The sequence below is a fragment of the Citrobacter sp. Cf132 genome, assembly GCF_030333885.1.
Classification (GTDB): domain Bacteria; phylum Pseudomonadota; class Gammaproteobacteria; order Enterobacterales; family Enterobacteriaceae; genus Citrobacter; species Citrobacter freundii.
The window spans coordinates 97,533-117,372 of sequence record NZ_JAOWFA010000031.1; the positions used below are offsets into that span (position 1 = coordinate 97,533).

Consider the following 19,840-nt stretch of genomic DNA (forward strand, 5'->3'; position numbering starts at 1 on the left):
TCGCGTCGTTACTCAGTCTTTTTTCGCAGCGTTTGCAAAGAAGATATCAGACTGAATGTCTTTGGTGCGGATGGTAAATAGCTGATTAGTCAGATCTTCCGTCAGCTTCTCGGCGTCGGCCATGATGCGCAGGTTGAAGTCATTCAGCATCTTATCGGCGGCTGGTTTATCAGTTTTCGCCATCTTCAGATACTCTGCTTCAACCTCTTTTTGCTCCTTGGCCACTTTGTCTTCCCACGCTTTGTAGGCTTTTTTGACGATTGGCGCGAGCTTCGGATAATCGGTCATCGTCAGCGTTTGTAATTTACGATATTTCCAGTAGATAGACTGATCGTCCGCTTTATCGGTACCCATCGTATAGTTAGCCGGATACGCTTTCAGGCCGCTGTAGTACGGAACAAAGGCGGTGAGATCGGCCATGCCCAAACCAATGTAGGTCGTTTCACCGATCTCTTTTGGCAACCACGGACGGACCTGCATAACATGCGCTTCATAGGTGCGGAAGACGCTGACCGGACGCCATGGCTCTTTGCCGTTCAGGCCGTTGGTGTAGGGGTCATGGCTGGTGCCTTCATAATGGTTACGCAGTACGGCCTTCACATCGTCCAGCGTCATTTTCTTCTCTGGCGTCATGAAGACCGGGAATTCACGTCCTTTGGCCATATCCTGGTTTACGGAAGGATTGAACTCTTTCTGGATGGTCCAAACGCGAGGGTCGTTATACGTGCGGTCACGCTCGTCATCACGGGTATAGGCTTTGGAGAAGTTGAATTTGCCATCTTTCGCCGGTTCGTACAGACCCTTTTCGGTCGCAAATTGAATCAGGTTTTTTGACGCCATCATGTCCGGGTTTTTCGGATCGTAATCCTGTAAGCGGCCCTGGTTACCGGTGGCAAAATACTGGTTATTTGGCAGACGCTGCGCCATCCACTGATGGCCGCTGCCGGTTTCCAGATACCAGATCTCGTTATCGTCGACGACGGCAACGCCAAAGCCTTCGCCTGCGCCGACGGTCTCAACGATATGGCCCAGTAGCGCCACGGCTTCACGCGCGGTTTTACTCTGCGACAGCAGAATATCCGGAATATCGTCTTCGGTGATCCCTTTATCCTCAACGTACGGATCGGCGGCCAGCGCTTTTGGTGAGGCAAAAATAGATTCTGTGCCGCTCACGCCAACGCCCAGCTCGTTAAATCCGGTCGCGCCGTGCAACTGGGTTTTCCAGTTTGGAACCGTGGTATAGCGCAGAGAGTTTTTGGGTAGCGGCCAGGTAAAGTCATTCGCACCGTTATGTGCTTTGGTGCTGTATACCCCGGTCTGATTCTGTTTTGCCGGGTGAATGACAAAATGTTGCGCTTTCAGGGCATCGCTGTCAGCGCTACGGGCAACCAGCTTCGAGCCGTCCGCTGATGCTTCGTTACCGACCAGCAGGGTCGTACAAGCAAAACCTGATGAAACAACGGCCAAATTTATAGAAAGTGCAATCAGGCACTTTTTAAAAGTAAACATTACGTATCCCTCATATGTACGCCAAAAATACACCGGAAACATACCGTTTCCTTAAATGCGATAACGTCTGAACCCTCAGACATTGCTCGCGAGAGAGATAAACGCCCCTGCCCACGCCTTCTCCGAATATCCATCCGTAGATTGAAGTCTTCTGGGCAAAATAAAACGCCCATTTCGCTTAATTATTACGCAATGGATATCGTGATATTCAGGATGTTTCCTGATTCGGGATGAAGAATAGCAATGGGTTATTAGAGGATTCAGTGACCCATGTCGCGTAAGTCGATGATGGCAAATATGAATTCCATTGAGGGGGCGCGCTTTTTGTTTCCGGATATGACGTTACCTCTTGCGGCAATACAGCGAGGGTACATTGGAGCTGGCAAAGATCCATGCGCCCTTATACTCTTCGATGACCAGACTCAGGGTTTGTCCGCTTTGGCGGTAAAAACCGGGTAAGGTGTTGTTAATATCCGTTTCATCGGCGCTGTCTGCGAAGGTTTTGACCACCTGCATCGCCTGTAGCACCCGGGCTTCGTGCTGTCTGGTGTAGTTGAAATAAATGTTCCTGCTGATGTCTGAGGTATTACGTCCATAAAGTTTTCCGGTAATGGTGGCCAAACCTGCATTATCGTACATCCGAAACGATAACGTACCGGCAAAGCGATTGCTGCCAATATTCCATTCCATGTTGCCGATGCAACTCAGCGGCTTTTCGGCAAAGCGTGAATACCATAGCCACCCGCCTGAACCGAGCAACGTCGCCAGACCGATTACCAGCAAAATAAGGTGATGTATTTTTTTCATTACCCGCGCATCCAGTAATAGTGGGTAGCACAAAACGCGTTAGCATCTATCCGCGCATCTTTATCACAGACAAATGCCACGATCCTCTCCGCTTTGCGGTAGCCGGAAAGGAAGACATGCTTGTTGTTTTCACAGAGATAGGGATGCAGTTGCATCAGATTGAAATAATTCTCCTGGTCGTGCTCATTCGGTGAGTAATAAATTTTACAGTTTTGCCGAGAGGGAACTTGCATAGAAACAGACACGAATTTACTAAACGGCGTAACAGGGCGCGTCTGATACCACACCAGCCAGATAATCAGGGTGGCAATAACGATGCCCGTGCTAAATATAATGTACCACCAGGGTCCCCGCGTCGTTTGTTGAGGCGCGGGAGCAATTATCTTTGGGGGCGCGTAATCCTCAATAACCGGTGGCTGGTAAACTTCACTTTGAGGATGTGTTATCGCCTCAATCTGCGTATTTTCATTTAATGTAAGCCCGCGCCGGGAAATTGTTTTCACCGTATCTCTCGGCAGACCCACATCCGCCAGAGCATTACGTAGCGTCAGAATAGCCTGGTAAAATGTGTTGGTGGTGGTCACATTATTTCTCTCACCCCAGCCCACTTTAATCAACGTGTTCTGAGAAACAATGTCACTTGCGTGAGTAATTAAATAGAGAAAACAGAGCGAGGCTGGGAGCTGAAGTTGTATTGCTCGCCCTGTCTGTCGATTGACCAGGCTTTTGTTATCAGGATTAAATTCGACCAACTGATTGATAAGGTACAATTGCCCAGCCCTCAGTAACCAAAACGTATCACCGCATGTGCCAACACTTACCTTAAATTTTACATCCAAATCGATAATATGCCTCACTCTTTGTACGTGATCGCAGATAAGAATTTCATTTAAGAGTTAAATATTCTTTACATACAATGTGTTAGCTGAGTAAGTTCTTAGGTAAAATTAACTAATGTTAAATAATGAGAATTCATTACAGGTTTATCTGAATTATCATTATATTTATCCACAGCACTTCAAGGGTGATTGAGTTATCAGTATTGTGTAATTAATGAGTATCGTTTACATCGGTTGTTTTTTAGCAAATAGTGCTTTTTTGGGATTTATCCTATGGTTTTAATTTATGCATAAAATTCCTAATGCCCAGGCTGTTATTCTGAGATAAGGCACAAAAAAGCTTAGCGCAATCGTATTAATCACAGTCCATACTTATTAGCGCATCAGGAGTTTATTACATTTTATTAGCGCCACTGTTATTAACTGACAAGGAATGTCGTACGTGTCGGATTGACACATTTATTTACCAATGAAATATTTATGGAAAAATAACAGGAGTCATTTTGATGAAGAGATCACCATCACAGAGTGTTCGTTGCATAAGCTGTGAATTATCCTGTCAATTATTTCCGGATGCTGCGGTTCGCGCCAGTTACTGTCACCGTGCCGCTTTTGCTATCTGGCCTGAGGGAAATGGCTTTCTGCAAAAAGGAATTATTGAAAAACTTCTGCTTAATAATCAAAACCATTTGTCGCGCGGGTTTATTTTTGTGGACTTCTCTTTCCCGAACCTGCGCCTGTTTGCCGACCCGCAATGGGTTGATCGTCTGGCTTATAGCGGCATGCATATTGTTTTAATAGCGGACCGGAACCTGGCGCCGTTAGCCAACTACTGGCTGTCGAAAAGCAATAAAATACAAGGAATTATATATTCTGATGATGATGATGACGTACAGCATCAGAAAATGAGACGATTATTTACCGGTCATCTCGCTAACAGTAAACGTGGGCGCACACTCAACTATACAGAAATGATATTACTGAAGCGATTTGTCTCAGGAAAAAGTATTCAGCAAATTACCCAAATAGATAATATTGATATTAAGAAAATATATGTCTATAAGCTCCGGCTTGAAGATAAGTTGGGCCATAGTATTCATAAAATACTATCGAATATTTTATAACGCATTTCTGATTTTTATTATTTCACATCCTTGCGATGTGGTGGACGCTCTACGCCTAATAGCAGGAGGCTAATATGCCAAATCCCAAATCTTACTCTCGTATTGCCATCGCGGTTTCAGCCGCATTAACTTCTATGGTATTTTCGGCCCATGCAGCCTGGATTGATGTTGATAGTCTTCCTTCCAGCGGTCTGGTTAGTAGTCTGCCTCCGGAGTTGCAGGCTTTATTTCCTGCACAGGCGAATGCCAGTTTCGCTAAAACCAGCGCTACGCCGAATTATGTTTATCAGTGGAGTGCCGGCACCATTCCCGTTTTTGGTCATGGATTAACGCTGAATGGGCCGGGAGCAGAAGCCTTCGAACACTCCATTACCGTTATTCAGAACAGTGCGACGGGTAGCCCGGGTGTTATTTTTGGTGATGACCTGACGATCCGCACACAGTCGAAGAATGCCGCTAATAATGGTAAGGATGTTGATGGTATTCGCACGCACGGGGCTAATACGCCGGATAACCCGGTCTTTATCATCACCGGAGATCGCACCAGCATTTATGTGGACGGTCAGGATGGTGACGGTATTAACGCCGGTTACAACTCCTATAGCCAGGGTTGGAAAGGTTCAGCCAACATATATGTCGGCGACGATCTGTATATTCAAACCACCGGTTATCAGGGGCGTGGTATCACTGCAAACGCAATGAAAGACGCTACGCAGGCCAAAAATACGATTGTCGTCGGCGACCGGGCACACATTGTGACGATAGGTGACAGTTCAGAAGGTCTCCGCACCGGGCAGAGCGGGTCCTCGATCCGCCTTGGTGATGACGCCACTATCGAGACATCGGGCGCTTCCTCGACAGGGATCTATGCCGCCTCATCTTCCAAAACGGAACTGGGCAACAATGCTACGATTACGGTCAACGGCGTTAGCGCACATGCGGTTTATTCCACCAATGCGACCGTGAATCTCGGCGAAAACGCGACGATCAACGTAAACAATTCGGCCAAAGCGGCGTCATACAGCAAAGCGCCACGCGGCCTGTATGCGGCTTCACGCGGTGCGATAAACCTGGCGGGCGGCGCTGCCATTACCATGGCGGGCAATCACAGCAATGAAAGTTATGCCATCAGCACCGAAACGGGCGGCTCCGTAGATGGCTCCGCAGGTGGGCGCTTCCTTATCGACGGCGATCTTCACGCCGCCGGCGCGACTGCCGCGAGCAGCAGCCTGCCGCAGCAAAACAGTACCATTACGCTCAATATGACCGACAACTCGTTGTGGAGTGGGGCGTCATACATCACCAGCGTCACGGCCGGAACGGGGGTTATCTCGCTGCAAATGAGCGATGCGACCTGGAACATGACCAACAGCTCAACGCTCACCGACCTGACGCTGAACGGCGGGTCAGTGGTGAATTTTGGGCATACTGACGGCGAACCGTGGCAGACGCTTACCATTAATGAAGATTTCACCGGCAACGGCGGCAAACTGGTTTTCAATACCGTCCTGAATGACGACACCTCCGAAACCGACAAGCTGAAAGTGCTCGGCAACACCGCGGGTAATGCGTTTGTGGCGGTGAACAACATTGGCGGAACCGGGGCGCAGACCGTTGAAGGTATTGAGATCATCGAAGTAGCCGGTAATTCTGACGGTACTTTTGAGAAAGCAGGTCGTATTGTTGCCGGTGCGTACGACTATAACGTGGTGCAAAAGGGCAGCAACTGGTATCTGACCAGCTTTATTCCTGCTCCGCCGGATCCGGAAGACCCGGACCCGGTAGATCCCATCGACCCAGACCCCGTTGACCCGGACCCGGTTGACCCCATTGATCCAGACCCGGTCGATCCTGTAGACCCGATCATCCCTGAGCCGGAAGAACCTGTTGCGCCTCCTGTTACTGAGCAGCAATACCGTCCGGAAGCAGGCAGTTATCTGGCGAACAACTATGCCGCTAACACGCTGTTTATGACCCGACTGCACGATCGTCTGGGAGAGACGCAGTACATCGACATGCTGACGGGCGAGAAAAAAGTCACCAGTATGTGGATGCGTAACGTCGGGGCGCATACCCGCTTCAAAGACGGTAGCGGGCAGTTGAAAACCCAAAGCAACAGCTATGTGTTGCAGTTAGGCGGCGATCTGGCGCAGTGGAGTAGCGACGGTCTCGACCGTTGGCACATCGGCGCAATGGCAGGTTACGCCAACAGCCAGAACCGCACGCAGTCCAGCCTGACCGGCTACTATTCACGTGGTCAGGTCACCGGTTACAGCGTAGGGCTGTACGGCACATGGTATGCCAATGACGCAGACAAAACCGGCACCTACGTGGACACCTGGATGCTGTACAACTGGTTTGATAACAAGGTGATGGGCCAGGAGCAGGCGACAGAGAAATACAAATCCAGCGGGATAACCGCTTCGGTAGAAGCCGGTTACAGCTTCAAACTGGGTGAAAACGAGCGCAACAGCTACTGGCTGCAACCGAAAGCGCAGGTGGTATGGATGGACGTGCAGGCTGACAGTCACCGCGAAGCGAACGGTACCCGCGTGAAAGACAACACCGATGGCAACCTGATGACCCGTCTGGGTGTGAAAGCCTTTATCAACGGTCACAACGCCATCGACGACGGTAAATCACGCGAGTTCCAGCCGTTTGTCGAAGCCAACTGGATCCACAACACGCAGACGACCAGCGTGAAGATGGATGATGTGAGCAACGACATGCGCGGCACCAAAAACATCGGCGAACTGAAAGTCGGCGTAGAAGGGCAAATCACTCCGCGCCTCAATGTGTGGAGCAACGTGGCCCAACAGATCGGCGACAAAGGCTACAGCGATACCCGAGGTATGCTCGGCGTGAAATACAATTTCTGACAGGATTGTAGGTAAAGGAAAAGCCGCTGATTGATGGTTAGCGGCTTTATTTTTTGGGGAGAATTGTAGGCCGGATAAGCGTCAGCGCAATCCGGCAATAAAAGCAGTGTGCAGCGCTAGCTATTACTATTTTTGCTACAAGCAAGTTCTTTGCCTAAAGCAATCATAGCCAATTCAGAAGGGCTGTATTTTGTTCGTTCTTTAGGATGGGTCTTGAGGTAATTACCAACAATATCAGCTTCCTGCCCAATGGTTATGCTTTCATTACAGATGATATTTTCTTTTGATAGTGTCCCCGCTACACCGGCAACAAAAGACATATACATCACTGCTGTCTGTTCATCCCGAACATTCAAATAATCAAAACCTTTCTCATACAACTGATAACCGTGATAAAGCGAGTTGCCGTCGATATTCAATGTCGATTTTGCCAGCACAGGTGTTGAAAAACAGAGCAATAACAAGACAGGAATGGCAATTTTACTGATCATATGAACACCATCCACCTTTATGGTGCGAGCCTGTACCTCCGTGCGGGTGTTCTCCTTTCGGGCATGCGAAAACAGTGGATGATGCGGTGATAGTGACGAGAGCGATAACCATTGCCATGAATACGTTTTTCATATGTAACCCAATAATCTAATTTATTAGAAACGAGGCTGTCCCTTCCTGATTAAAGAAAAAGGATGCCTGTGTATTTTTAGCGGGATTATAATATGGTGTTTATTGTGCTGTCATGTTTATCGTTTGGCATAGGCCATCAGGATAGTATTTTTATTATGATTTTTAGTGTAGTGATTGAATCATTTCTAATGCGTTTCTGATTCATGAATAATGAGTTGCTGCTTCAAATATCATAATTATTGATTATTGCCCGTAAGTTTATATTGCTTTTTTCATTTATCAGGCTCCATTAATTCATCAAAGAAATTATCGCCGTTAACAATATTATCAGAATGAATATCACATTGTGCACATTGAATCTTGGCTTTCAGTAACTGAATTTTTATTTCTTCGACTTTTTCATCGTCGTCAATCGAAAAGATGGTGTCTGGTTTTTCGTGGTGATTCATTTGTTTGGGTTCCCGTTACACTTTGGCTTCATTTTCCAGGAGAGTAGGCCGGATAAGCGCAAGCGCCATCCGGCACCAAGTGAACCTGTAAGTACTGCTTGCAGGTTCAGCTGTACTTCACTGGAGAGTCGCCAACGTGCTCTCAATTCTTTTTAACTTCTGATTTGCTTCTTGCAGCTCATCCTGCAACCGTTGTTCCTGCTCGCCGTAGACCATCAGGACGATACAGCCGTTCATCACTTTTACGCTAATCTGTTGCCCGGTATCAAACCCCGCTTCGCGTAGCCACTTGCCGGAAAGAATAATTTTGGGTGTGGATTTGTCGAAAACATTCGGGCGATATCCCACAATTACCGAACGTTCGGTTCCGAATTGGTCGCTGTCTGGGGTAGAATGCGAATCAGCCATAATCAACTCCTTGATAGTTGGTGAGGTTAGCTCTCGTCGGGTACTGCGAATACCGGGCGAGGGCGTTTATAAATCAGGTCGTTAGGTGTAAAGGTACGTACCTGATTGGTGATATCTTGCGCTTGTAGGTACGTACATGTCAACGGCTAAACGCGACCCAAATCAGTCCAAATCCGGAAAGGCTCCAACTTTCCAGATTCGTATCACACCTGAGTTAAAGGCGCAGTTCGAGGCTGCGGCAAAGGCTGAGGGGATGAGTTTGGGGAATTGGCTCAAAACCTTGGGGAGAAATGAATTACGTAAATTAGGTATTGAGCCAGAAATGTAGGCTAGTTCAATTGAGAATTTTGAGCGTCAGAAGATTCGGGAAAAGAAACTACATCCATTTTTAATGCTGTTTCACCAGAGAAAATTGAAGCTAGGCCTTTACGAATTTTTTGATTATCTAAATTCATTTGTCCGTGAGCTACAGGTATATAAATAGCGTTCTGCAAATGAACTCGATCAAAATCGTAGCCTATATCTTCAGCCATAACAGAAAGTAAATTCACAAATAGTCTATCGCTAGTTTGATTCCACAACGTGTTACCACTCTCACTTTCTGGACAGTGAGTACATAAATGAGTGAAATATTCTTTCCAGGCATCAAGGACTTTTTTCTCGGATTTTGTTCTTTTATTTATACTTCCTTTTAAATCACCATAGAATGCTAAGTCGATCATATTCAGCGCTCTAACGTGCTCATTGGAAAGGCGAGCTGCGGCCGATCTTGTTGCCATTAGTTCGGTGAATATATTAACTTTTATGTTTCTTTTTTCTGAATGTTTCTCGATAAGCTTTTGTACTCTGACTGCGAGCAAGGGACTTAAAAGGGTAGCAAAAATAGTAGCGATAGCTAGTGCCCAACTCATGTCTCTTCCTTAATTCTGAAGGTTATGACAATTGAAATGAAATAAAATCTTTGAGGATGATATGAGAATTTTGGCGGAAGATCACAGGAGTGCGTTTTCTTATCTAACCATATGATATATATGGTTTTGATGGCTGTTGATATATAAGGTTATACATATTTATATACATTTTCATCGCACACCTTTGCAGTTAGTCAAAATACAATCGCAAAAAGGCTCACAACAGCCAGGCAGCAGTACGGGCCCCATATCAACCATCTTTTACAGAGGAAGATTTCGTTCCTAAAATCGACGAAACTAGTTTCCGTGATATTTATTTTTATTCCCTCATCGGGTAAATGCAACTCAGAGCCCTCTAAGAATGTATTTAAGCTATTTTCTATTTCATGTGAGCGCTCAATCATTTTATATTCAATTATTCTTATTCCACATTCAAAAATAAATATAGGGATTAAAATTACAATACTTATTGCTATAATTATTGTACTATGATTTGTAAAGGCATAACTCAGTAACGCGCCCCAAATCGTAATCCCCCACATTCTAACTTTCCATGCTGTTTCCGCATTATTTTTAGCAACTGACTGAGTCAATTCCCATGCTTTTAAAAGTATGTCTTTTTCGTTACTCATCATTACCCCAGTTATGTTTTATAGTTATTAAGAAATCCATTAATGCTTCCTTGTTAGCATTCTTGACTGTATCGAGAGATATTATCTCAAGAATGAAAGGGATCATGAAGTTTATAACGAAATCTATAATTTCACCATTGTCATCTGTATAGGTTTTGTTGCTCAATGGATACTTCGTAGTCAGGCTTTCTCGAAGAGCTTTGACTATTTTTTGGTGTTTTTTATCTATTTTAAATTTTGACACATTAATTGTTCTTAATGTGGTTGTTAAGTTCCTGAAATCTTTACCATATACATGGCTAAAGGTTTGTTCAACTAAGCTCTCATAGAAAAATTTAAATCTTTTTCTTAAGTCGCAAACATTGCTTTCTTGTGAGTTATCGAATGCATAAAATAATTCTGAAAGATTTTTATACATCTCATCATTGATAATCATTAACATTCCTTATGAAATCGTAAGAGCATTTTATTAAATCTCTTGCTTTTGAAGAGTTAGGGCTTACTTCTAATGCAATGTCTAATTCTCTAACACTATAATCATAGAATTCTTGTAATATAAGTAACTGTTCTGATTTTTTCTCATCGGCCGCAGTTAGGACTATGCATTCTTTTTTATTAAATTCATAGATTCCTTGGTTTGCCAAAGTAAAGATACAATAGTTTTTTAATAATGGGTAAATGTTGACTAATGCCGATAAATAATACCCATTTAAAAAATCAAGTTTTTTATAAGGTATAATCTCTTTTTGGATTTTATTTATCTCTTCCTGAAAAGATTTTTTTACAACGAATGATTGACAAATTTCACTCCATTTTAAAGCATCTCCATCAATTAGCTTTCCTTGCTTGAAAATGTGATAAAGAAATAGACTGCCTTCCTCATGAAATTTCCAGAGCATATTGCTGTCATATAAAACGAAATTTACCGGAAGTTGAGGAAGGTTAATTGATGCTATATTTTTTTTTGCTTTGTCTTCTGGATAGTTACAGAGCAATATATCTATATCGCTATTTTTATTGTAATCACCCCTTGCGACAGAGCCAAATAGAACGGCAAACGATTCCTCTTCATAGTTGAGCATAATATTTCTCTTTGTATTCTTCTTATGAAATTCTTAATAAAGAATGGAATACAACATATCAGACGTAGCAATATAATGCTAGCTTGTTTTTGCATAATAAATGCAAGGGAAACTATTACACTCCTTATTAATGTTAATCTAATTAAGCTATTAATCGCTTCTCTCCGGTAACTTCATTCTTACTGTGTAAGTGATCGATAAATGTTAGTTTGTAGAATGAAGGACAATAGTTTTTTTCGCATTAACTGTTCACTCTGTTCACCATTCGTTTTTATGTAATAATTTCATTCTGTTAAGTGATGAACAGATGGTGATGGGTGAACAGTGGATTGTTCACCTTGTGGCAATGGCCAGAAAGGAAAAGACCGGCTGCTGCCGGTCTGAGTGAGGTTATGTTGCTGCGGGTTCGTCGCACTTCGGCAGCCAGTCGCCGTAGCTTTCCTCTTTCAGCGACAGGTTGGTCTGTATCCCCTGCTTGGTGTGTCGTTTCTCATAATTCAGGCCGTACTCTTTCAGCATCATGGGCAGCCCCAGCCCGAACATTTTCAGGCTGAGCACGTTCCTGTACCCGTTAGCCTCCATATAGGCCAGATAAGCGTGATAGAGATATTTACGATAATTACGCGGGATGATGCTGGCATTCCCCATAAACATCCCGTTGGTCTGTGGGAGCATTTCCAGATAGCCGCAAAAATCAAACGTCGGGTCAGCATCACGCTTGATGCTGAGCGCCTCGTCGGAGTTCTGCTGCGACTGGAGCAGTGCGCGCGCTGCCATCGGGTCGCTGAATTTCTGCATAAGCTGGCGCACAATCACGGCCAGCTCACGCGCAATTTTATCCCTGAGCTGCGGGTCGCGTTCCTCCGGGGCAATCTGCTCCGGGAAATGAATAATCACCCGGCGACGGGAGACGCCGCCGCTGCGGTCGGTGAAGCGCATCGGGTTATTGTTCACGGCCAGAATCACCGCCGAAATATGCGTTGAGTACGGATTCTGGTATTTCGGGTCAACCGAGACCGCATCACCGCCGGTGATGGCCTTAAGCCCTGCACCGTCACCGCTCCATTTTTCCTGGTCTGGCAGACGGATAAGCGAGAAGCCAATCAGGGAGGCACGCTTGCGCGGGTCTTCCAGCGTGTCGATGTCGGCTGACGTGGCGTTATCCTCTCCGGCGAGCAGGGTCGCGATTTCGGCCAGTATACTTTTGCCGCTGCCACCCGGACCGGTGACTTCGAGAAAGAGCTGCCAGTCGTAACGGTTCGCCAGCACCATAAACAGCGCAGCCAGAATCACGTCGCGCTTTTGTGGATTTTTACCGGCCGCCCGGTCGAGCCAGCGCCAGAAGTTCGGCGCGTGGGTTTCCAGCATTTCGCCTTCCACCGACGGGGTAAAATCCACATCGCACAGCGTGCGCAGCCAGTGCGATTTGTGGTGCGGGCTGAACAGGCCACTTTGGGTATCGAGTACCCCGTTGCGAAAACCAATCAGACGGCGCGCCGGTGTGTCCTGCTGCGGAATAATCAGTTTCAGGGTCTCTACCACCGAAGCAATTTTCCCCGACGAGAACGGGGCGCGCAGACGCTGGAATAAGTCAGCCACATTTCGTGAGAAAGTGGCAGCAGGGATATTTTTCCAGATGCCGTTTTCATAGCGGGACAGGAGCTGGCCGTTCGCATCCACCGCCAGCGCTTCGCCGTAATGCTCATGGACCCGCAAAGCCTTGTCGCTGGCGCTCATGGCGGTAAATTCCGCCTCGCTCATGGTGTCGAACGGACTTTGCGCCGGTGGCCGGATGGCGTCATAAATAGTTTTGCGCGTGGCTTCCTCGCCGTACTGTATAAACGCATCATTCCAGTCACCGAACACCGGCGGCAGGGCAACAACGCCCTCACAGGCGTCTGCGGCCGCAGCGGCTTTACTCTGGCCGTCGCCGTTAAGGTCACGGTCGGCGGCGAGGACAATCTGACAGGCCGGATATTTCTGACGGGCAAGGCTCGCCAGAGAAAGGAGGTTCACGGAGGACAGCGCCACCATGACGGTTTCCCCGGTCAGGTGATGTACAGTGAGCGCGGTCGCATACCCCTCCGCAATCCACAGGCGTTTTCCGGCCTGTTTTTTCCCTTCGATGACATGACATGCCCCTTTGACCTGACCGCCTTTCAGGGTGCGTTTGAGACCGTCAGCATTGATAAGCTGAAGGTTAACCAGTGCGCCGGTATCCTCATACAGCGGGACAACCACATCCCCGGCGCGGAACGTCACGCCGCCGGTTTTATGCATGACGGTGAGCGTCAGACATTCCAGAGCGGGGAAACCCTTGCGGGTGAGGTAGGCGTTGCCGGTGGCCGGTCGGGTTTTCTCCATGAGCCTGACGGCCAGCGCGGCCGCCGCTTTGCGGCCGGCCACAGTTTCGGCCTCTTCGGCCGCAATCACTTCCGGGGCAACCGGCGACAGATTGCCGGTCACGGCGTTCACCTTCCCGGCGGCCTCTGAGGGAGTCACGCCAAACACTTTTTCTACCAGCTTAAGCCCGTCACCCGCGCCGCATTGATTGCAGAACCACGTCCCGCGCCCTTCTTTATCGTCAAAGCGGAAACGGTCAGAGCCGCCGCATACCGGGCAGGACTGATGGCGGTTTTTAATCACTTTCACACCCAGCGCAGGGAGAATGCGCGGCCAGTGGCCGCACGCCTGTTTTACCGTTTCTGTTACGTTCATTTTCATCGTTGTTTTCTCCCTCAGTGCAGTACCGGTGCGGTGATATGACGGGCGCAAAGCTCATCCATCACGGCCAGCCCGAAAAAGGACAGCGACGGCGCGGCTTTGAGTGGTCCGGCTTCCATTAAATCTTCCAGCAGTGCACAGGCAATCTGGCGACCTTTTTCCTCGCCGTGCTGGCGCAGGTAAAAGCCCTCCAGCTCGGCGGCAATGGCGCTTTCCAGCGCGTCGAGGGTGAGGTGCGGGTAGCGGTGCTGGCGTTCGCACAGGGTCAGCCATTCACAGGCCACGGCGCGACGATACAGCGCGGCGCGTAATACGGGCGGTAATGGCTGTTTCATACGTTACCCTCCCCGGTCAGCCACTGCTGATTGCAGCGTTCGACCACGCCGTCGAGCTGGGCGGTCATGAGGTAAATCACAGAGGTGAGCTGTAACTGCTGCGCCGGGTCACGACGAACGGTGGCGCAATCGTGCACCTGCATCAGGTCGCCGACGAGCTGGCCAACATTGCGCATATGCTCCAGACATTCGAGGTCACGGGCGGTAATGGTGGTGTGTCTCATGCGCGAACCTCCGCAACCGGCAGACGGCCAGCAAACGAGAGAACGTAATCGCGAACGAGAGAAAGGCGTGCGGCGTGCTCATCACCGGCAACGGTGCGGAGCATACAAATACGAGGGGTACGGTCTGCGCGACGAACAGCAGCAAACACAAAGACAAATTGCGGGTGTGACGGGGTGAGGGTCGTAGCCATAGTGGCAACCTCCATTGAGTAGCGGTTATTGCCACCACCGGAGTTCCTACGCTCATGGGTGGTGACCCGAACGGGGGTAGGAATACCGGCCTCAATGAATACCGGCCAGCCCGAAGGCTGCCCCGCCCGGATCACCATTATCTGACAGGGGCTAAGGTGTAAACACCACAGCCCGAAAAATGGGTGTGCCTGAGCAACGACGTAAAAAAAGACGCATGGCGCGTCCGGTGTCGCCATTGAGTAACTCGGGTTCCTACGCCCGGCTGCCGATTTTGCGACAGCGGGAAAACTATACCTGGAAACGGCGAAAAGAAGCAAGCCAGAAAAAGGGGCTGTTTGCTGAACGGTCATCATCATGCGTCATAGCCCCGGTTACGTTCGGCAATGCGATCCGCCATCCATGCAGTGATTTCAGACTGCGCCCACGCCACATTTTTTCCGCCGAGGGAGATTTGTTTCGGGAAGGCTTCCCGGCTGATGAGGTCGTAAATGGTCGAGCGGGACAGGCCGCACAGATGCATCACTTCGGGCAGACGGATAAAGCGCTCGTGAACGGTATCAGAAACCGGCATCAGCGGTGCGGCAGGGGCAAAAGACGGGGAAGAAAAAGCGGTGTGCATCGGGCTACCTCACAAAGTCCATACAGTGCCGGTCGTGTCCGTCCGGCTTCGGGTAGCTCCTTATTATGTCTATATTTTCCCTCAGGTCATGTGAGATTTTCGGGGAAACAAACATTGACTTTTCGCTATGGCAAACAAAGGCAAACGCTGGCAAACATATGCAAATCACTGCATTACAATGCAGCAATTTCTATTTCTTTTAGTTATATATTTTTCATTTTTAATCGAAATAAAGTCTAGATGATATAGCCAGAGCAAAACAAGAGGGTGAACAGTGGTGAACAGACGGTGAACAGTCAGAGCCTCAACTGTTCACCATTTAACTTACTGTATTATTTATCTTTTTATTTGAGGTGAACAGTGGTGAATAGTTATAAGTAAAAAAAACAAATGGTGAGTAAGCTCTTCCTGCAACCTTTCTCTGGCCAGCCTGATTTTAAGGTCTGTTTGTGCCAGCACTCTGACAACGGCAATGAATCGTGTTGTTGTGCAGGAGGCGTCAGAATCATTTCAGGTTGAACACACGGAGAACCTGAACATGAAACCCGAACTCATTATCAAAGCCATGCAGACCGTTATCAGTAAACAGGATGAAGGCGCGGAACAACGTATTGCCGGTGCGCTGGCCGCACTTAACGAAGCAAAAGACGCACACACGGCCAGCATGGGTAAACTCAGCGACATTGAGGCTTCCATTCAGCGTTGTGAGCAGGAGCGACAGACCGCCCTCAGTGAAAGTGCACAGGCCGAACAGGACTGGCGCAGCCGCTTTCGAACTCTGCGCGGCAACCTCACTCCTGAACTGAAAGCTGAACACAGTAAACGTATCGCCAGCCGCGAACTGGCTGATGAGTTCACCGGTCTGATTACCGAGCTGGAGAAAGACAAAAGCCACGCCATGCTTGGAGCATGCTCCTCCGGTACTGCTTATATCAGCGCCCATGAAAAAGCGTTCACCACTTACGCCAACAGCGAGTGGAAGAAGGCGCTGGCCGGTATCAGCCCCGCACTGTTACGTGCCTTTCTGTTGCGTATACGGTCGCTGGAAATGAGCGGAGAAACCTCGCCGCGTGCGACCGTGACTCGTGAGCTGGGTGATGCCCTGAATCTGCAGTCAGCTCTGTATCATTTTGATATGGAGCAGGAGCCGGTCCTGTCCGTAACCGGCATGAATCGCCCGGTCATAACCGGGGTTGATATGGCGCTGTTAAGAAGCCCGGCCAGACGGATGAAGCTTGCCGCTGAACTGGCCGAAAAATCCCACGAACAGGCAGAGGGCTGAATCATGTTTCACTGCCCGTTCTGCAAAAAGACCGCGCACGTCCGTACCAGCCGGTATCTGTCGGAAAACGTCAAACAGCGTTATCACCAGTGTACCAATATCGAATGTTCGGCCACTTTCCGCACCATCGAGTCGGTTGACGGTGTGATACGTGCCGCACCGGAGAAAACCGACCCTGCCCCGGTGACGCCACCGCCGCCGCGTAAAGTACAGGGCTGCTACAGCTCGCCGTTCCGGCATTAATCAGGAGAGAGACTCGTGACCACTGTGACCATACAGCAGGCCTTTGAGGCCTGTCAGACGAACAAAAACACCTGGCTGAAACGTAAAGCCGAACTGGCAGACCTTGAACGGGAATACCGTGAAAAGCTCTTTGCCGGTGACGAACAAATTCTGCGCAGAATGCAGGATTTACGCGACAATATCGATGTGAAAAAATGGGAGATTAATCAGGCCGCCGGTCGCTATATCCGCTCACATGAGGAGGTGCAGCATATCAGCATCCGCAACCGGCTCCATGACTTTATGCAGCAGCACGGCGCGGAGCTGGCCGCCACGCTGGCACCTGAGCTGATGGGATATCACGAACAGCTTCCCGCAGTAAAACAGAGCGCCATGCAGCACTCGGTTGATTATCTGCGTGAAGCCCTGTCGGTGTGGCTGGCCGCCGGTGAAAAAATTAATTATTCCGCGCAGGACAGCGACATTTTAACGGCCATCGGATTCAGGCCTGATGCGGCTTCGCGGGATGATAATCGCCAGAAATTCACCCCGGCACAGAACCTGATTTACACCCGCCGACGTGCAGAACTGGCCGCACGGTAGCACGCAAAAAAAAACCCCGAAAATTCCGCTATTTTTCCCGAAAAAAGCCATGCATCCATAAGGTGCATGGTTTTGCATGCAAATCCCCGTATTTTATTTCCCCTACCACGCCAGTACCGGTGCGGCCTGAGCCGGTTCATGCACCTGCATGAAAACTACCCTATAAAGCGGGCAGGCGTGGCGGGGAGAGCATTGCGCGCAAGCTGGGTAATTTTAGTTTCGTACATTTCTTGGTGGCAGGTATACTTTGACCGCATTTGTCGGGCAACATGTATATTGTATAAATGGTTGTAAAAGATATAGTGTTTGCATTAGAAATGAATAAACCAGATGAGCAGATACCAGCATTATTGCAAAAAAGGACATTACCATGCAGATAATAAGTGGCGAAACTAATATAAATGATGTTGGCATAAAAAAGAGATTTAAAAGTTGCGAGCCATTTCAGTGTATTGTTGAGCTAGCATGGAATGGATTTGATGCCAAAGCTCGGAATGTCACTATTGAGGTGCGTAGAACTGATTTAGGTGGCCTGTCATCAGTTTATATTCTTGATGATGGTGATGGTATAGACTTTAATAACTTTGATTTGAACTTTAATAGATTTGATGATTCACTAAAAAAAGATAATATTGAATTACATGGTTCACAAGGAAGAGGAAGGCTTGCATTTCATAAGCTCAGTCATCAAGCTATATGGTTTACTAAATATAACGATATAAATGCTAAAATAGAAATTGATGATGCTGATCTTAAAAATTATCAAGCTTATATTAATATTCCGTATCAAGAGCAGCATACAACATTAATCGGACAAAAAAGTGGCACATGTGTCATGTTGAATCATTTTCATAATGATTTACCAAGTGATAATGAAATAATAAAAAGATTACAGAGTGAGTTTTGCTGTCACTTAGCACTGAACGAGCAGATAACGTTATCTTATAATGGAGTTGTTATAACGGCACCAGAACATGATTCTCACTCATTAGAAAAAGAATTTGATGGAAATCCATTTTCAATCAAGGCTCTCCGATGGGATGAAAAACCCTCTAAAGAAAGATCGTATGTATATTTGGTAAATTCGCAGGGTAAAAAAGTTCACGAAGTTCCAAGTAAATTTAATCAGAAAAAAGATTTCTACCTTTCTATATTCGTCAGTTCTGACTGGGCTGATAATTTTAGTAATAAAGGCGATGATATATTTTCAGATGCTAAGTATAATGCTGACTCAAAAGTTTGGAAAGATGTCATAAAATTTGTTTGGGGATTATCAAAAAAGATATATGATGATTTCCTTCAAAAGAAAATTGACGAAACTTTAGAGCGTTATCAACAAGAGGGAGTATTCCCTTCTTATAGCGAATACTCAGATCCTAAATATGCTGAGTGGCGCTTGAATAATATCAAGGCTATCGTTCGTGATATATATATAGCCGAGCCAGCCATGCTCGATAATTTGAATACAAAACAAAGAAAGGTTTTTGTAAGGCTATTAGATAAACTATCTTCATCAAATAATAATGAGGATTTATTTAATATACTTGAAAGCGTTTTAGATTTGAGTAAAGAGGGTTTATCAAAACTTTCTAATCAATTAAGAATTACAAAACTCGATAATATAATTAGCGCGATTGAAGAACTACAAAAAAGAAGGCTTGTAGTGGACAAACTTCGTTATTTAATGGATCATCATTATAAGGAAATAAGAGAGACTCCAGATCTTCAAAAAATAATTGAAAACAACACATGGTTGTTCGGTGAACGCTATGAAACTATCGGGGCTGAGGAAGATACATTTACCAAAATAGCATTAGAATTAAGGAATAGTGTTAAACATATCAACGATATTGATGAAGATGATGTTGAGAATGAGGCAGAATTAGCTGGTTCAAAACGGCAGACAGATCTATTTTTAGCCAGAAAGTATCCAGCCCTTGATTCCAATGGTAACCCATATTACAAATGCATTATCATTGAGATAAAAAGACCAAGTATTTCATTAAATATAAAACATCTAAGACAGCTTGATGATTATGCGGCAATAATTCAAAGACATCCGGGGTTTAGTAGTCAAAATTTGCATTTTGAACTCATACTTATAGGTCGTAAAATATCTAAAGATAGTTTCGAAATAGAAAGTAGATTGAATTCACATATACAAAAAGGTGATATGGGATTAGTTGGGGATGATCCTAGGATGAAGCGCTACGTTAAAAACTGGTATACCATTTTTGATGGCTTCGAGCTCACTAATAGATTTATGCTTGATAAATTGAAATTAGAAAGAGATAGCTTAGAACTTGGTGAAATATGTTCGAAAGAAATTGTTTCAGAATTACAAGGTAACTTAAGTAAATAATATGCATATTGCA

The 19,840-nt window shown here is 46.7% G+C and carries 22 protein-coding genes; 7 read left to right on the forward strand and 15 right to left on the reverse strand.

Features of this window, described 5'->3' with window-relative positions:
- Window positions 1–12 precede the first annotated feature (12 nt).
- From OGV85_RS02060 to OGV85_RS02070, 3 genes are all read right to left on the reverse strand, one after another.
- On the reverse strand, window positions 13–1,509 hold the full coding sequence (locus OGV85_RS02060; protein ID WP_061547789.1) for a C69 family dipeptidase: 1,497 nt from the start codon (window positions 1,507–1,509) through the stop codon (window positions 13–15).
- A gap of 342 nt (window positions 1,510–1,851) precedes the next feature.
- Window positions 1,852–2,316 (reverse strand): hypothetical protein, encoded by a 465-nt coding sequence (locus OGV85_RS02065; protein WP_061547787.1) that lies wholly within the window; start codon window positions 2,314–2,316, stop codon window positions 1,852–1,854.
- Window positions 2,316–3,086: a winged helix-turn-helix domain-containing protein gene (locus OGV85_RS02070; RefSeq protein WP_048218934.1), complete on the reverse strand. Its 771-nt coding sequence runs from the start codon at window positions 3,084–3,086 to the stop codon at window positions 2,316–2,318. Before OGV85_RS02070 ends, OGV85_RS02065 begins: the two co-directional genes overlap by 1 nt.
- A 575-nt stretch (window positions 3,087–3,661) precedes the next feature.
- Between OGV85_RS02070 and OGV85_RS02075 the strand changes: the two genes are divergently transcribed.
- Window positions 3,662–4,279: a helix-turn-helix transcriptional regulator gene (locus OGV85_RS02075; RefSeq protein ID WP_003023988.1), complete on the forward strand. Its 618-nt coding sequence runs from the start codon at window positions 3,662–3,664 to the stop codon at window positions 4,277–4,279.
- 74 nt (window positions 4,280–4,353) lie between these two features.
- Complete coding sequence (misL, locus tag OGV85_RS02080) at window positions 4,354–7,158, forward strand: intestinal colonization autotransporter adhesin MisL (protein WP_110248801.1); 2,805 nt, start codon at window positions 4,354–4,356, stop codon at window positions 7,156–7,158.
- Between the two features lie 116 nt (window positions 7,159–7,274).
- Here misL and OGV85_RS02085 read toward each other — a convergent pair whose 3' ends face one another.
- The 3 genes from OGV85_RS02085 to OGV85_RS02095 form a co-directional block, all read right to left on the reverse strand.
- Window positions 7,275–7,649: a Rap1a/Tai family immunity protein gene (locus tag OGV85_RS02085; protein WP_110248800.1), complete on the reverse strand. Its 375-nt coding sequence runs from the start codon at window positions 7,647–7,649 to the stop codon at window positions 7,275–7,277.
- A gap of 405 nt (window positions 7,650–8,054) precedes the next feature.
- Window positions 8,055–8,231, reverse strand: a complete 177-nt coding sequence (locus tag OGV85_RS02090; RefSeq protein ID WP_044700470.1) for a hypothetical protein — start codon at window positions 8,229–8,231, stop codon at window positions 8,055–8,057.
- 117 nt (window positions 8,232–8,348) lie between these two features.
- Complete coding sequence (locus tag OGV85_RS02095; RefSeq protein WP_181522681.1) at window positions 8,349–8,639, reverse strand: SymE family type I addiction module toxin; 291 nt, start codon at window positions 8,637–8,639, stop codon at window positions 8,349–8,351.
- Window positions 8,640–8,775: 136 nt separating this feature from the next.
- Here OGV85_RS02095 and OGV85_RS02100 point away from each other — a divergent pair, with 136 nt between their 5' ends.
- On the forward strand, window positions 8,776–8,967 hold the full coding sequence (locus OGV85_RS02100) for a toxin-antitoxin system HicB family antitoxin (RefSeq protein WP_003844491.1): 192 nt from the start codon (window positions 8,776–8,778) through the stop codon (window positions 8,965–8,967).
- A gap of 1 nt (window position 8,968) precedes the next feature.
- Here the strand turns inward: OGV85_RS02100 and OGV85_RS02105 are convergent, their stop codons facing one another.
- The 9 genes from OGV85_RS02105 to OGV85_RS02145 form a co-directional block, all read right to left on the reverse strand.
- Window positions 8,969–9,550, reverse strand: coding sequence for a DUF6680 family protein (locus OGV85_RS02105; RefSeq protein WP_048218849.1), 582 nt, complete (start codon window positions 9,548–9,550; stop codon window positions 8,969–8,971).
- 194 nt (window positions 9,551–9,744) lie between these two features.
- Window positions 9,745–10,182, reverse strand: coding sequence for a hypothetical protein (locus tag OGV85_RS02110; protein WP_116315252.1), 438 nt, complete (start codon window positions 10,180–10,182; stop codon window positions 9,745–9,747).
- Window positions 10,175–10,618 carry a hypothetical protein gene (locus OGV85_RS02115; protein WP_116315251.1) on the reverse strand — a complete coding sequence of 148 codons (444 nt, stop codon included), beginning with the start codon at window positions 10,616–10,618 and terminating at the stop codon, window positions 10,175–10,177. Before OGV85_RS02115 ends, OGV85_RS02110 begins: the two co-directional genes overlap by 8 nt.
- Window positions 10,605–11,264: a nucleotidyltransferase domain-containing protein gene (locus OGV85_RS02120; RefSeq protein WP_116315250.1), complete on the reverse strand. Its 660-nt coding sequence runs from the start codon at window positions 11,262–11,264 to the stop codon at window positions 10,605–10,607. The genes OGV85_RS02115 and OGV85_RS02120 overlap by 14 nt, the downstream gene beginning before the upstream one ends.
- Before the next feature lie 390 nt (window positions 11,265–11,654).
- Entirely contained in the window at window positions 11,655–13,988 is a 2,334-nt protein-coding gene (locus OGV85_RS02125) for a primase-helicase zinc-binding domain-containing protein (protein WP_061548437.1), read from the reverse strand.
- Window positions 13,989–14,002: 14 nt separating this feature from the next.
- Window positions 14,003–14,323, reverse strand: a complete 321-nt coding sequence (locus OGV85_RS02130) for a DUF5375 domain-containing protein (protein ID WP_061548436.1) — start codon at window positions 14,321–14,323, stop codon at window positions 14,003–14,005.
- Entirely contained in the window at window positions 14,320–14,547 is a 228-nt protein-coding gene (locus OGV85_RS02135) for a hypothetical protein (RefSeq protein ID WP_061548435.1), read from the reverse strand. Before OGV85_RS02135 ends, OGV85_RS02130 begins: the two co-directional genes overlap by 4 nt.
- The gene (locus OGV85_RS02140; RefSeq protein WP_023251666.1) at window positions 14,544–15,095 is read right to left on the reverse strand and encodes a host cell division inhibitor Icd-like protein; all 552 of its coding nucleotides are present in this window, start codon (window positions 15,093–15,095) and stop codon (window positions 14,544–14,546) included. Before OGV85_RS02140 ends, OGV85_RS02135 begins: the two co-directional genes overlap by 4 nt.
- A complete protein-coding gene (locus OGV85_RS02145) occupies window positions 15,092–15,358 on the reverse strand; it encodes a helix-turn-helix transcriptional regulator (protein ID WP_061548434.1) in 267 nt (88 codons plus the stop codon). The genes OGV85_RS02140 and OGV85_RS02145 overlap by 4 nt, the downstream gene beginning before the upstream one ends.
- 538 nt (window positions 15,359–15,896) lie before the next feature.
- On the opposite strand from OGV85_RS02145, the gene sid reads away from it, so the two are divergent.
- The 4 genes from sid (at window position 15,897) to OGV85_RS02165 (ending at window position 19,827) form a co-directional block, all read left to right on the forward strand.
- A complete protein-coding gene (gene sid, locus OGV85_RS02150; RefSeq protein WP_061548439.1) occupies window positions 15,897–16,640 on the forward strand; it encodes a capsid size-determining scaffold Sid in 744 nt (247 codons plus the stop codon).
- 3 nt (window positions 16,641–16,643) lie between these two features.
- The gene (locus tag OGV85_RS02155) at window positions 16,644–16,883 is read left to right on the forward strand and encodes an STY4826 family bacteriophage gene regulatory protein (RefSeq protein ID WP_000468231.1); all 240 of its coding nucleotides are present in this window, start codon (window positions 16,644–16,646) and stop codon (window positions 16,881–16,883) included.
- Window positions 16,884–16,898: 15 nt separating this feature from the next.
- On the forward strand, window positions 16,899–17,465 hold the full coding sequence (locus OGV85_RS02160; protein ID WP_061548433.1) for a phage polarity suppression protein: 567 nt from the start codon (window positions 16,899–16,901) through the stop codon (window positions 17,463–17,465).
- 370 nt (window positions 17,466–17,835) lie between these two features.
- Complete coding sequence (locus tag OGV85_RS02165) at window positions 17,836–19,827, forward strand: ATP-binding protein (protein WP_247754239.1); 1,992 nt, start codon at window positions 17,836–17,838, stop codon at window positions 19,825–19,827.
- Window positions 19,828–19,840 lie beyond the last annotated feature (13 nt).